Source organism: Herminiimonas sp. KBW02 (genome assembly GCF_003852535.1).
Lineage (GTDB): Bacteria > Pseudomonadota > Gammaproteobacteria > Burkholderiales > Burkholderiaceae_D > Oxalicibacterium.
Genome location: NZ_QAJP01000007.1, coordinates 109,098 through 122,795, shown reverse-complemented (window position 1 = coordinate 122,795; position 13,698 = coordinate 109,098). Strand labels below are relative to the sequence as shown.

Annotated in this window: 12 protein-coding genes; 2 read left to right on the top strand and 10 right to left on the bottom strand. The window is 56.5% G+C overall.

The window, feature by feature from the left end:
• The first annotated feature begins 3 nt into the window (after window positions 1–3).
• Both lgt and DBR37_RS12585 read left to right on the top strand, forming a co-directional pair.
• Window positions 4–801 (top strand): prolipoprotein diacylglyceryl transferase, encoded by a 798-nt coding sequence (gene lgt, locus DBR37_RS12590; protein WP_124574831.1) that lies wholly within the window; start codon window positions 4–6, stop codon window positions 799–801.
• Between the two features lie 34 nt (window positions 802–835).
• A complete protein-coding gene (locus DBR37_RS12585) occupies window positions 836–1,444 on the top strand; it encodes a phosphatase PAP2 family protein (RefSeq protein ID WP_124574830.1) in 609 nt (202 codons plus the stop codon).
• Here the strand turns inward: DBR37_RS12585 and DBR37_RS12580 are convergent.
• The 10 genes from DBR37_RS12580 to DBR37_RS12535 form a co-directional block, all read right to left on the bottom strand.
• Complete coding sequence (locus DBR37_RS12580; protein ID WP_233588369.1) at window positions 1,441–2,889, bottom strand: lipopolysaccharide biosynthesis protein; 1,449 nt, start codon at window positions 2,887–2,889, stop codon at window positions 1,441–1,443. The two genes, DBR37_RS12585 and DBR37_RS12580, sit on opposite strands and share 4 nt — an antisense overlap.
• Window positions 2,886–4,115 carry a hypothetical protein gene (locus DBR37_RS12575; RefSeq protein WP_124574829.1) on the bottom strand — a complete coding sequence of 410 codons (1,230 nt, stop codon included), beginning with the start codon at window positions 4,113–4,115 and terminating at the stop codon, window positions 2,886–2,888. The genes DBR37_RS12580 and DBR37_RS12575 overlap by 4 nt, the downstream gene beginning before the upstream one ends.
• Window positions 4,115–5,533, bottom strand: coding sequence for a mannose-1-phosphate guanylyltransferase/mannose-6-phosphate isomerase (locus DBR37_RS12570; protein ID WP_124574828.1), 1,419 nt, complete (start codon window positions 5,531–5,533; stop codon window positions 4,115–4,117). The genes DBR37_RS12575 and DBR37_RS12570 overlap by 1 nt, the downstream gene beginning before the upstream one ends.
• An 11-nt stretch (window positions 5,534–5,544) precedes the next feature.
• The gene (locus tag DBR37_RS12565; RefSeq protein WP_199739111.1) at window positions 5,545–6,732 is read right to left on the bottom strand and encodes a sugar phosphate nucleotidyltransferase; all 1,188 of its coding nucleotides are present in this window, start codon (window positions 6,730–6,732) and stop codon (window positions 5,545–5,547) included.
• A 44-nt stretch (window positions 6,733–6,776) separates the two neighbouring features.
• Complete coding sequence (galE, locus tag DBR37_RS12560; protein ID WP_124574827.1) at window positions 6,777–7,808, bottom strand: UDP-glucose 4-epimerase GalE; 1,032 nt, start codon at window positions 7,806–7,808, stop codon at window positions 6,777–6,779.
• 244 nt (window positions 7,809–8,052) lie between these two features.
• Window positions 8,053–9,243 (bottom strand): WecB/TagA/CpsF family glycosyltransferase, encoded by a 1,191-nt coding sequence (locus DBR37_RS12555; RefSeq protein ID WP_233588379.1) that lies wholly within the window; start codon window positions 9,241–9,243, stop codon window positions 8,053–8,055.
• Window positions 9,233–10,420 carry a glycosyltransferase family 2 protein gene (locus DBR37_RS12550; protein ID WP_124574826.1) on the bottom strand — a complete coding sequence of 396 codons (1,188 nt, stop codon included), beginning with the start codon at window positions 10,418–10,420 and terminating at the stop codon, window positions 9,233–9,235. Before DBR37_RS12550 ends, DBR37_RS12555 begins: the two co-directional genes overlap by 11 nt.
• Window positions 10,417–11,661 (bottom strand): glycosyltransferase family 4 protein, encoded by a 1,245-nt coding sequence (locus DBR37_RS12545; protein WP_199739110.1) that lies wholly within the window; start codon window positions 11,659–11,661, stop codon window positions 10,417–10,419. Before DBR37_RS12545 ends, DBR37_RS12550 begins: the two co-directional genes overlap by 4 nt.
• 11 nt (window positions 11,662–11,672) lie before the next feature.
• On the bottom strand, window positions 11,673–12,260 hold the full coding sequence (locus DBR37_RS12540) for a serine O-acetyltransferase (RefSeq protein ID WP_124574825.1): 588 nt from the start codon (window positions 12,258–12,260) through the stop codon (window positions 11,673–11,675).
• Window positions 12,260–13,687 carry an Atrophin-1 multi-domain protein gene (locus tag DBR37_RS12535; RefSeq protein ID WP_124574824.1) on the bottom strand — a complete coding sequence of 476 codons (1,428 nt, stop codon included), beginning with the start codon at window positions 13,685–13,687 and terminating at the stop codon, window positions 12,260–12,262. The genes DBR37_RS12540 and DBR37_RS12535 overlap by 1 nt, the downstream gene beginning before the upstream one ends.
• Between the last annotated feature and the right edge of the window lie 11 nt (window positions 13,688–13,698).

Here is a 13,698-nt window from a genome sequence, read left to right as displayed (position 1 = left end):
AATATGTGGATACACCCTATGCCCGACCCGATTGCACTCGAAATCGGTCCCCTCGCCATCCGCTGGTACGGCCTTATGTACCTGGCAGCATTCGCACAATTCATCTGGCTGGCGCGGGTACGCATCAAGCAGCCACATATCGCACGTGCCGGCTGGAAGAAGGAAGACATAGACGACATGCTGTTCTACGGTGTGCTCGGCGTCATCATCGGTGGTCGCCTTGGTGAAGTCCTGTTCTACGATCCGAGCTACTACTTCTCCAATCCGCTCGAAATCTTCAAGGTATGGAAAGGCGGCATGTCCTTCCACGGTGGCTTCCTCGGTGTCTTGCTCGCGATGAGCGTGTGGGCCAACCGTCAACGTCGCAACGTGCTGGACGTGTGGGATTTCATCGCACCTATGGTGCCGCTCGGTTATGCCTTTGGTCGCCTCGGCAACTTCATCAATGCCGAACTGCCGGGCCGCATCGCCGACGCCTCGCTGCCTTGGGCCATGATCTGGCCTAACGTCGATAACCTGCCGCGTCACCCTTCGCCTTTGTACCAGGCACTGGTCGATGGCTTGCTGATGTTTATCCTGCTCTGGCTGTTCGCACGCAAGGAACGTCCACGCATGGCAGTCGGCGGCATGTTCTGTTTGCTGTACGGTTCGGCGCGCTTCTTCACCGAATACTTCCGTATGCCGGATTACGAAGTGCACTTCGCCAATATCACCATCTCTGCCGGACAGATGTTATCGGTACCGCTGATCGTGCTGGGCATCGTCATGCTGCTGATTGCTTATCGCAAAAAGCCTGCGTGAAGATTCCCTTTAATCGATTAGAGATAACCCATAGATGACAGCCTGGCTCGCCTTTACCAAACTCGCCGATACCAACTTCACGATGCCGCTGGCCGCACTGCTTGCAGTGTGGCTGGCAGCAGCACGCGCCTGGCGTCCGGCGCTGTGCTGGTGTTTGCTATTCGGCTTCGGCATCTTCCTGGTTGCGGCAACCAAGATCGCTTATGTCGGCTGGGGCATAGGTATCGCCGCGATTGATTTCAAAGGCTTCAGCGGTCATGCGATGCGGGCGATGTCGGTTGCACCTGCATTCCTGTATGTGTTGTTGCAGGATCAGGGCAAGCGCAAGCTGACGTTGGGAGTAATCGCAGGCCTGCTGTTCGGCCTCATGATCGGTATCTCGCGCCTGGCGCTGGGCGTGCACTCGGTTTCTGAAGTCATTACCGGTTTGCTGCTGGGCGCTGTCATCAGCCTGGGTTTCATCTGGTATTGCCGCGGATGGACGACCATCGTCTTTGATCGCAAGCTGCTCATCATAGGCGCTATCGCCCTGTTCCCGATACTCACCCTCAAACCGGCGCCGACCGAAGGCTGGATAGAGCGCATAGCGATCTACCTGTCCGGCAACGAGAACTTGCATCGCCATCCGGCAGAGCCGAACTAAGGGCTTTGCTTCAATTCCCCGCCGCGCCAGTTCGCCCATAATCCTGACAAATGCTCACGGTGCAGCAAAAGCACCGCGAGCGCATAGCTCAGCGCCCCCACAGCCATCGAGATAAACAGCATCGCCAGCAAAGGCAGCGACAGATGCTGCAAGCCGCGTTGCGCCGCATAGACGCAGGCCGCCATGAAAGTGACGCACATAACAGGCGACAGCAAAGGCTGCAATTGCGTACGCATAGGAATCGCTGCGTACTTGCGTAACAGGTGCAAACCCAGCGGATACGTTACTGCCACCCGGCACGACCACGCAGCGATGATGTAAATCGCAGACTGCTGCGCCGTCAGGAACACGGCAGCGATGGTACAGGCCCCCGCACACACCGCCGGTAACAGCAAGGCACGCGGATGACCCAGCGCCCGCAAATAAGGACTGACGAAGATACGGGTGAAGCTGATCGCCCACACAAAGCACAGGATCACGATCATCGGTATCGCTTCCGCCCATTTATTCCCCAGTAGCAGCGGCACCCATTGCGCAGTGGTCAGTGCGAGACCGACGAAGATAGGCGTGGAAACGAAAGCCATCACCTGTGTGGTTTGCAGGAAGGAACGCTGCAAGCGCTCCTTGTCCTGCTGCATAGAAGAGAACAGCGGCAAGCCTATGCGTCCCGCCACACTACCGACGATATTCGACAAGGCATCGGTCGCCTTGAACGCAACGCTGACAAAACCCAGCATGCTCATGCCGTGTATCGTACCGATCAGCAAGCTGAACACGCGCGTCAGGAAAGCCCACAACGCACCTTCCAGCATCACCGGGAAACCAAACACAATCAATTGCTTTGCATGCGGCCAGGAAAAGCGACGCTGCGGCCACCGTAGCTGGCCACGCCAGAAAATCACCGTCAGTAAAATGTTTTGCACGATACCGGCGATGACGATGCTCCACACGCCGAACTGCGACAGCGCCAGCGTGATCGCGACGATGCCGTAACTCAGCTTGCCGGCAACCGTACGTCGTGCAATCGCCTTGGTGCGCAGCTTGCGATCCAGCATCGCAGACGGCAACAGGTTCAGGCCGGTGAACAGACAGGCCGTCCCTTCGGCCAGCAGGATGGTACCGACCAGACTCTCCTGCAAATAGAAAATGAAGTAAAGACCGATGCCGACGCAAAACAGGAAGCCGGACAAGCCAAGCGCGACCGCCATCCAGAACGCACTGTCCAGATGCAGCATGTCGATGGGCCGCCGCTGGATCAGCGCTTCATTGATACCGAGGCCTATCACCAGTTGTGTCAGCAGGACGATGGATTGCGCGAAGGCGACACTACCGAAGTCAGTGGGCGTCAGCACCCGCGTCATGATGGCCAGCGTGAGGAAACCGAGCAGCCCTACTCCCAGGCTATCGACGATGGCCCACGGCACCACCCGTCGCATATTTTTCATCTGGCCACCAGCCTGCGTTTAACGGAACCCAGCAAGCGCCTGATCCGGCCAAAGATGGAGAAGGTATTCAGGAAACGGTTCTTCTTGATCGCCCACTTCAGCATGCGCAACCATGATTCGGTGATCTGGCGCTGCTCCGCAATCAGCACGATCTCTTCCAGCAAGACCAGTTGCGCATGATTCCCCGCGCGCAAACGCAGGATCTGCGCATCCGTCGGACGACCCGCCAGCGACTCTGGCAAGACCGCACCGACCGCCATGAAGTTGAGTTTGGTACGCATGCATTTCTCGCAGCGACCACAATTGCGCCCGGTAGTCGGGCCTTCCCAGCACACGCGCAGATTGCGCAAACCTACCGGCCAGTCGAGTATGCCTTCGGCTTTTTCAGTACGGGCGAATTCACCACCGTCATACACAATCTGGAAATCGCGACTGGATAGCATCGCATAGGTAATCGGATTGCCACCCCAGGGCAGAACCAGCCGGGCGTAGTCTTCATCGGAACCAACCAGGCCCGCATTCGCACTGCCCTGCCAGTTGCGCAAACAGGTGGCAACACCATTACCGAATTCCATTTCCCAGTTCACGCAGGCGACGGTGCGCCAGTTGGTCTTCAGCGTCACCATCGGCACACTGATCGAATGCAGGGTATCAGCCGCAGAAGCGATGGTGGTATCGAAAGCAGCCTTTGCATCCAGCGCGATATCGAAGCCCTGTATCAGCACGCCTGCATGCAAGGGATAGCTGCGTCGCCCGGCGCGTCCGGTAACGTGACGCCATGCAGTAAATGATGCATCCAGGCCGCCGGAGAACGCCGCCACTGCGCGCGTCGCATACGGAGCCGGGATCGCGCTATCCGGCAACTCCTGTGCCGCACCTACGCGTATAGCTCGGTACAGATCCGGTCGCCAGGCGACCCAGCACGCGATCAGGTCCTCCATGTTTTTCAACAGGGAATACGTCACCGGGCCATCGATATATAAATCCTGGCCGCGATGCATCGCGACAAAAATCAAGGCGGTCGCCGCCATATCGTGTGCCACCAGCGGCGCGGGCAAACTGTGTTCGGGTCCGGCCAGATCCCACCAGACTTGCTGGTTGCCAAAGCTCGCGCTGCGGATGACGCGACCTTCGCTGCGCTTTTCCGTCAGTCGTACGATCAGCGGACGCGTCGCGTTTTGTATGAAAGGATGCTCTTGCAAATTCGGATGGTCAGACAGGTTCATCAGGCGCGTTGATACACATCGTCGAAACGCACGATGTCATCTTCTCCCAGGTAAGCCCCCGATTGCACTTCGATCAGATGGAGCGGCATCTTGCCCGGATTCTCCAGCCTGTGTGTCGTACCTATCGGGATGTAGATGGATTCGTTTTCAGTCAGCAGCCTGACTGTCTCGCCGCAAGTGATACGGGCAGTACCCGTCACGACTACCCAGTGTTCGGCGCGATGGTGGTGCATCTGCAGTGAAAGTTTTTCACCCGGATCAACGGTGATGCGTTTGACCTGGAAGCGCTCACCTGCATCTATCCCTTCGTAGCAACCCCACGGGCGATACACGCGTGTATGGTTCAGATGTTCGCTGCGTTGTTCCAGCTGCAGATGTTCGACCACCTGTTTGACGCGTTGCACCTGGTCCTTTGCGACTATCAGTACCGCATCCTTGGTTTCCACCACGATCAGCTTATCGACGCCTATCGCGGCGACGAAGCGGCTGCCGGAACGGATCAGCGTATCGGTCACGCCATCCGTGTACACATCACCGTGCAGAATGTTGCCGTCCTTGTCGCCAGGCTTGATTTCTGCCAGCGCCGACCACGAGCCGACGTCGCTCCAGCCTATATCAACCGGGATCACCAGCGCATGCGCAGTGTGCTCCATCACCGCAAAATCGATAGACTCGGCCGGGCATGCCGCATAGGCGGTTTCATCAAGGCGGCAGAATGACAAATCGCTATACGCATCATGTACTGCCAATGCACAGCACTGCGCCATCTCTGGTTGCAGGCGCTGCAGTTCTGACAGGTAAGCGGTAGCGCGGAACATGAACATGCCGCTATTCCACGAATAATTTTTATCGGCGAGGAATTTCTCTGCGGTGGCCAGATCGGGTTTTTCCACAAAGCGTTCCACCGCGAAACAGGTTTCCGATGCATCTAATGCCGCACCGCGACGGATATAGCCGTAACCGGTTTCAGCCGCAGTCGGCACGATGCCGAAAGTGGCCAGCGCAGTCGTACCTATCGCATCGGCAGCCAGCATCACCGCGACATGGAAGGCATCTTCATCCGCAATCATATGATCCGCTGGCAGCACCAGCATCACTGCATCCGGCTCCAGCGCGCTCAGGTAATTCGCTGCCGCCGCCACGGCAGGTGCCGTATTGCGCCCCTGCGCTTCCAGCAGGATGGCGGTCGGTGTGATGCCGATCTGGCGTAATTGCTCGGCGACCAGGAAGCGATGATCATCACCACAGACGACCAGCGGCGGCTCCACGCCTTTCCAGTTAGCGACACGCAACACGGTGTCCTGCAACATCGTGCGCTCGGATACCAGCGGCAGTAATTGCTTGGGCAAGGCGGCACGCGACAAGGGCCATAAACGGCTGCCTGAACCACCGGACAAAATAACGGGATAAATTTTCATGCAAGCTCGCGTCAGGCCACATTCGCCAGCTTGCGCGGCTTGACTTCCTGCGGTGGCAAGCCCGCAGCTTCCGCTTCAGGTGTGCGCGTTTTGCCGCGACGATCACGCGCATCACGCCAGTAATCTTCGACACAATCCGAGACGTGCTGCATCTGGCCGATGCGACTGACACAGTAATCCTTGCACACGACAAGCTCCGACATATGGGAGTTCGGCGAGACGCGCGTGTATTCGAACAGTACGCTGCGTGTGACTTCCGAACCGCTGCAGATCTGGCTGCCATGCCCTATCCAGGTCGGGCCTATGATGGTGCTGCCCGCTTCCACCGTCGAACCGGAACCTATATACACCGGTCCTTCTATCGTCGTTCCTTCCCAGTCTATGCGTGTGTTCAGGCCGACCCACACACCATCGGCGATCTGTGTACCGGGCATGGTCATATGCGCGAGCTCGCCCTTCAGCACATTTTGCGAAACCTGCCAGTAGTCTTTGACGTTGCCGATATCGATCCAGTTGAAGAAACGCTTTTGAGCAAAGAAAGGCACGCCCTTCTCCACCAGCAAAGGGAACAGCTGTGAACCGATATCAAACTCGGTATCGGATGGAATCAGGTCCAGCACTTCCGGCTCGAAAATATAAATACCAGTGCTGGCCAGGTTCGACAGCGCCTCTTCCGGTTTCGGTTTTTCCTGGAAGGACAAAACACGTCCTTCCTCATCGGTCACCACCATGCCGTAATCAGATGCCTTATCCAGCGGCACTTCCTTGGTAATGATGCTGACCATCGCGCCTTTGCGCTTGTGTTCAAACAAGGCTGATTTGATATCGAGGTCGATCAGCGCATCACCGCATATGACCAATGTTGTTTCATCAAAGAAACCACCGAACTCCTGTATCTTCTTCAGACCGCCGGCGGAACCTATGGGCTTGGGCATGACTTCACCTTCGTCGGTCATATAGCCTTCGAAGGAATAACCTATCTGTGCACCAAAACGCTGCCCTTCACCAAAATAGTCTTCTATCTTTTGGTGCAGGTAACTGACGTTGACCATAATCTCCTGGATACCGTACTTCACCAGATGCTCGACCAGGTACTCCATCACCGGCTTACCCAGTATCGGTATCATTGGCTTCGGCAATTCATAAGTCAGGGGCTGGACGCGTGTTCCTTTGCCTGCGGCAAGTATCATTGCTTTCATGGTTCCCTCGGATTCTTCAGTGTTAACTCAATGTGGATGTGACTTCAGGCATAGGCCAGCTTTTCTTCCGACATCGCCTGCCAGCGCCAGGAATCAGCGCACATTTGCTCTATGCTGCGGATCGCGCGCCAGCCGAGTTCGCGTTGCGCCAGTGAAGCATCGGCGTAACACACGGCGATATCGCCGGGACGGCGTGCAACGATGCGATACGGAATCTTGCGCCCGCTCGCTTTTTCAAATGCACTGATCATTTGCAATACGCTGCTGCCGCAACCGGTACCCAGGTTGTAGGCCAGCACGCCTGCATCGGCATTCATTTCCGCACTCAATAAGCGTGCCAGCGTCTTCACATGGCCAAGTGCGAGATCAACTACATGGATGTAGTCACGCACGCCGGTACCATCCGAAGTCGGATAATCGGAACCGTAGACCGAGAGCAACTCGCGCCGCCCCGACGCAACCTGCGCCACATACGGAAACAGGTTATTCGGTACATCATTCGGGTCTTCGCCGATCAGGCCGCTCTCATGCGCACCGGCGGGATTGAAGTAGCGCAACAAAGCGATGCGCCATGACGGATCAGAAGTCGCCACATCGCGCAGCATCTCTTCTATCATCAGCTTGCTGCGACCATAAGGATTGGTGGCCGCCAATGGAAAATCTTCGACAATAGGCACAGTGGCCGGGTCACCGTAGACCGTGGCGGAAGAACTGAAGACCAGACTCTTCACATCATGCCTGGCCATCACCTGGAACAACACCAGACTGCCTTCCACATTATTGTCGTAATAGCGCAGCGGCTCCGCCACCGATTCACCGACTGCTTTCAGTCCGGCGAAATGCACGACGGCATCAAATTCATACGCGGAAAATATTTCATCCATCGCAGAGTAGTCACGCAGGTCTGCTTCGATGAAATCTATCGCGGTACCGGTGATCGTTGCGACGCGATCGAGCACCGACACTTTGCTATTGCAAAGGTTATCGACAACGACGACCTGATACCCTGCATTAATCAGTTCTACACAAGTATGTGAGCCGATGTAACCAGCTCCTCCCGTTACTAATATTTGCATTTCATTTATCCAGTAAGCGGCAAGTTTGCACCCTTACAAAGATAGTCAGATCACCGCAAAGTTCACTATTTAGATAGAAGATTTAACAATAAAGTTAGTTGAAAAATTTACGCGTTTTCAGAGGGAAACTTCATGAAACTGAAATATTTTTTCGCAGAAATGTATCGCGTATTTTTTGCAAAATATGCACGGTAAAAATCATGGATGTACGTAATTTTTACAGCGCCAATTTCTGCAAATTATTTCAGGCAACGACGACGTAAGCAGCTTGCTGTTCACTCACCAGATAGTCAGCACAGTACAAACGCAAAATACGCAACACATCAGGACGCACTCCATGCAAGACGAAATCACGCTGCACTTTGCTTTGGTGGCCATACAGCAATAGCAGCAAGCCTATGCAGGCACTATCAATATGCGTCACGTCAGTAAAGTCGATACGGATGTCGGCAGGCATCATGCTTGCATCTGTAAATACTTTTCGCATTGCTGTCAGGTTGCGTTCATCCCATGCACCGCAGACATGAATACTGATGTGGCTGGCGTGCTGCTGCATCTCTATGCGTGCCGCAAGCAGCGCATCCAGTTCAGGTTTGCGCAGACGCACCATCACCGCACACGGCAACACATGACGCGTCATCAGCCGGAGCAAGGTAAAGCCGTCGTACAAATAACGTCGCCACAAGCTGGGCTCTTCCCATATGCGCCACAACCATTCGCCGCCTATGCGCTGCACCCAGCGCGGTGCACGTACAACAGTACCGGCGACAAAATTCACTACCGCGCCCAGATGACTGATGACAGGGGCATCCAGTGCGGCCAGATTGTGTTCTATCCAGGCCTGCCCTTTCTTTGCACCCAAAGCGACCACCACAAAATCAGCCTGGCTGGCATTAATGCGATTGATGATGGCGGGCGTACTCATCTGCTCTAGGCTGCCAAAACCTGGTGATTCATATCCTGTACATACCAGGCCGGACGCACTGTCATTCAGCTTCTCTGCTGCGGCCGCTGCCACACCATCCGGTCCGCCAAAGAAGTACACGCGCAATTTTTCCGCGCCATCTTTGCGTGTGCGCAGACGTTCAAACAAAGTAGAACCGGCAACCCGTTCAGTGACAGGCAAACCGAGCAGCCTTGCTATCCATACCAGCGGCATGCCGTCTGCCACCGACAAGTCACTACGTATGACGGAATCGCGGAATGCGCCGCCAGCCAGACTGGCCACGGCAAAATTCAGATTGGGGGTCGAGAGAAAGCAACGCTGATACTGATGCGCTGCATCCGATAATTTATCGACCGCCTGGTCAGTGCTGATCACATCGAAAGGCAGTCCGAGTATGCACACCACCTGACGCTGAAAATCAGTCTGCACAGGGTAAGAAGAAATTTGCGTGCCGCTGTAGTCCGGCATCAGTGCCTGATTATTCTGCATCACGTCTGGCCCTTACCCATTCAAGCTGACGGTTCACGAAGAACTTCATGTACAACGGTAACTTCCAGCACGCATAGCCCAATGCCGAAAATAAATCCTTCAGGCTCAACACTTGTTGGCCAAAGCGTTGCCACGACAGCAGTATCGCCAGCGTCAATGCCGCCAGTAATACACCGGCCAATACCAGCGGCGTAGCGTAATCAAAGACCAGGAAATTCAGCGCAGTCATGGCAAACACTGCGCACGCCAGCAGCGTCAGCAAAGCCAGCGGCGGTACGCACATATCCAGCGCCATCGCAAACAGCGCACGATTGCGCTCGCGTATGCCCTGCCACAGCAAAGGCAAGCCTTCATGCATGATCATGCCCATATGCCCATGCTCCCAGCGCGTGCGTTGCATGCGCGCGGCTTCATCGCTGCTCGGGAAGTAACTGACCACGCAGGCTTCCGGACAAAATACCGGTGCCGCCTGCGCCCGCGCCAGCTCTACGCCCAGTTTCATGTCTTCCGCCAGGTGACCGTTCGCCAGCGACGCCTGCGCTATCAACGGCCACGGAAAGGCCATGCCGGTACCCATCAACTGACACGGCAAACCCAGATGATGGAAACCCAGTGCACGCACCTTGTTCTTCACTATCCAGGCAAACTCGGCAATACGTATCTTCAGACCGGCACCGCGTGGTGCGCGCATCAGATCCAGCGCTTGCACCGGTCTTTGCGTTTCCAGCGCAGTACAAGCCAGGTGTGTGATCGAGCCAGCTTTTACGCGACAATCGGCATCTATGATGATCAAGACCTCCGGCGGACTCAGCGCCAGTTGCCGCACGCCAGCATCCAGCGCATAGCCTTTGCCGCGCGCCGATAAATCATCGCGCTCCAATACCGGTGCACCAGCCGCCAATGCCTGTTCTGCGGTGTCATCATCGCAGTTATCAGCAACAACCAGAATGCGGTCACCCTCACGCAACTGCGCACGTATCCCGGCCACGGTCGCGGCTATGCCTTGTGCTTCATTGTGCGCTGGCACCAGTACCGCGACTTCCGGACGCCGTCCGCCGGGTATAGCGGCCACGGATTTCTTTGCCGTCGCCGCCAGTACCTGCAGCAGGAGCACGGCAACCGGCACCAGCAAGGCCAGTACCACCAGCAACAAAATGATCTGGAATAGAGTCATCATGGTTTACCTCCCAGCAGCCAGCGATCACCTTGCGACACTTGATAGAACAGGGCAATCAGCTTGGCCGCTTCCCGGTCGATGTCGTGACGGGCCAGCACACGGGTACGCGCACGAGAACCCATGCGTGCCAGTTCATCATGCGGTGTATTCAGGCAACGCTCCATCGCCAGTGCCAGCTCATCGACCGAACCCGGCGGATACAACCAGCCGTTTTCACCTTCGATCACCAGCTCCGGTATCCCGGCTATCCATGTCGTCAGCACCGGACGCTGTACCGACATCGCTTCCATAATCACTACCGGCAAACCCTCAGCAAAACTCGCCATCACCAGTGCACGCGCCGCCAGCAGCTCCTGCCTGACCTGCTCGCTGCTGATCCAGCCGGTAATCCTTACCTGCGCACCCAGACCATGTTTTTCAATCAGTGCTTCGACCTCGGGGCGCATCTCACCATCCCCTGCCAGCACCAGTTCAAAATCTATACCCTTGGCCGCCAGTCGCGCTGCCGCTTCTATCAGGATTTGCTGGCCCTTCTGTTCACATAAACGTCCGACGCAAACAAAGCGTGGCTTCTCGACGACCTGTGTCGCACCTATGCGATAGAAGTCAGGATCGACGCCACAATGCACGATGTGCATCTTGGCCCAGTGTGTATAGGCGACGCTGCGATACAACTGACTGCGACAGAAAGAACTGACAGCAGCGACAAAGGTAGCGCGGCGCAGCTTTTCCCCGAGGCCGATGAACTCGGCCTTATCGAATTCTTCCGAGCCATGTATGGTCAGGCTGTACGGTACGCCAGTCAGTTCGCTCGCCAGCATTGCTACCTCGGCAGAATTGGTACCGAAGTGCGCATGCAGATGCGTCACACCTTCCCGCTTCAGCCACAAGGCTACCTGGCATGCCTCCGCCAGATATATCAAGTGGTAAGGCAAGGAACGGTCGGCGCGTTTGCTCATCTGCCAGGCCAGGCGCAAACCGTGAAACAGGCGCGTCGGCGTAGAGGTAGCAACCGACAACACCGAGCGTAGCAAGCCGGACAAACCGTTTTTCAATACATAGCGCGTGCGATCACGTTCAGTGAAATCCTCGGCATCGACCAGATCACCATCCCAGCCGCGCATCGCTATCCTTTGCACATTCATGCCCTGACGTTCCAGCGCTAATATTTCCCGCCGGATAAAGCTGTGGCTCACCTTCGGGTATTGATTAATCAGGTAGGCAACACGTATCGCGTTCACTTCATATCCTTTCAGCGCTCCGTAGCGGAACGCATAATCCTCGACACATCTTCTTGTATATTTTTTTGCAGACTATCTGCTTCCGTCTGTCCGACTATTCGCGCCGGCACACCGACCGCCGTTGCACCATCCGGCACATCGCACAAGACCACCGACAGCGCACCGATGCGGCAACCATTCCCGATGCGCACCGCGCCCAGCACTTGTGCATACGCACCAAACTCGACGTCGTCACCGATCACCGGCACCGCACCGTCGGCCACGCGATTACCTATGGTCACGCCCTGGCGCAAAGTGCAGTTGCGACCTATCTGCGCTTCCGGGTGTACAAAGATGCCGCCGAAATGCCAGATGCGCAGACCGCCGCCTATCACTGCCGACTTCGGCAGGCTGATGCCGACCATGGTTTCCACCAGGCGGAACCACGGCCAGTACACAGCCGTCAGCACACGCTTCATGCGCCCCGGTGCGCGGTTATCTATGCGTCGCCCCAGGCGATAAGTCCACACGGCCCAGATCGATTGCTCTTTCAGGAACGGGCGTCGCATGTCATATCGCTGCACATCTGCTGACCAGTCGCTATCCATCATTCGTTTCATTAATCCATTTGCAGTAATTCACCACTCACCGTAGACACGGTGCCGACACCACTGGTCGCATACACGGTCACAATCGCGCGCGGATCAGGCCATGCAAAGGTCTTGCCTTCGCCGTTCGTCAACTCGCCGCTATCGAAGTAAAGCGGGTTGCCGGATGGGTGGCGTACTTGCAGGCGCAATTTGCCACCGCCAGTGGTCCGCGCAGTAACGCGGTAGTTCTTTCCTGCCTGTGGCAAGGCCCAGTTCACCGGATGCAAACCACGCGATGAATAATTGACTTGTGTCACCGCCTGCGCGTTGGCAGGAAACACCACCGCCTGTTGCCAGGTATCGAAATCCCCCAGGCTGGCACCCGATTGCAATTGCCACGGGCCACGCATGGACAGGAGATTCATTTGCTTTTGCAGAACGACAGGCTGCCCATTCCCATCCAGCCAGCCTTGCGCTGACACCACCGGACGCAGTGCCACGCGCATGCGTTCCAGATCATTGGCTACGTTGTTGTCCCAGCCGCCTTTATGCAAATCGAAACCGGCACCGTTTTCCACATAGATAAAGAAAGGCGTACCGAAGTTACGATCAACCACATAAGCGCCGTAGGTCTTCAGCGTCTCCGCGACTTTGCGCAGATCAGGATTGCTGATCTTGCTGGTGTCATAGGAAGACGGCAGCATCAGCAAGGCACCTTCCGGTATCTTTCCTGTGTTGCGCGTGGCGGCATCGGTATCTGCCGAAGTCGCCGGGAATACATAAGTCGGTTGCGACGATAACCCGTCGAAGGTCAGCGACATGGCCAGCGCGTGGCGATACATCACATCGCCGTCCTTCACTTCATGCTTGCGTATCAGGCCACCCGCAGTCGCCACTCCGGCCGCGCGCGCACCCTGGAAGTAATGCGCCGGATCACCCCAGCCGCGACCGTTCAGTTTGGTCCATGCATACTGCGCCGCGACCCACTTGCCATCGACCTTTTTCAATTGCCAGAATGAGTGAACGATGCCGGTCGCCGGATCAACGATATCGGCATGACCATCACTGGCGCTGGCAGCCACTACATCCGCAGGCCAGCGCGGGATAGTCACGTCATGGAAAGCAGATGCATCCGGGTCCCACAGGCCTTGCGTCTTCGGCAAACCGCTTACCGTGACAGGCTGATCCCCTGCTTTCGCGAGGAACACACCAGTAGACCACTCACCACCAGCAACGCCAGGTGCATAGGTGGACTTCGGGATCACGAAGTCGCCCAGCACCGGCTGCACCGGACGACTATTCCACGGTGAGCTGGCGGCAAACGGCTTTTGATACGTCCCCCAGCCACTCTGCGCTGCCGCATGCATGGGCGCGCCTGTCAGCAGCAATGCGCCACACAAAGCCAGTGCAGTCGCAATACTGTTTTTGGTACCGACATCAGGGTGGGAAATAGGCATATCCGGGTTCT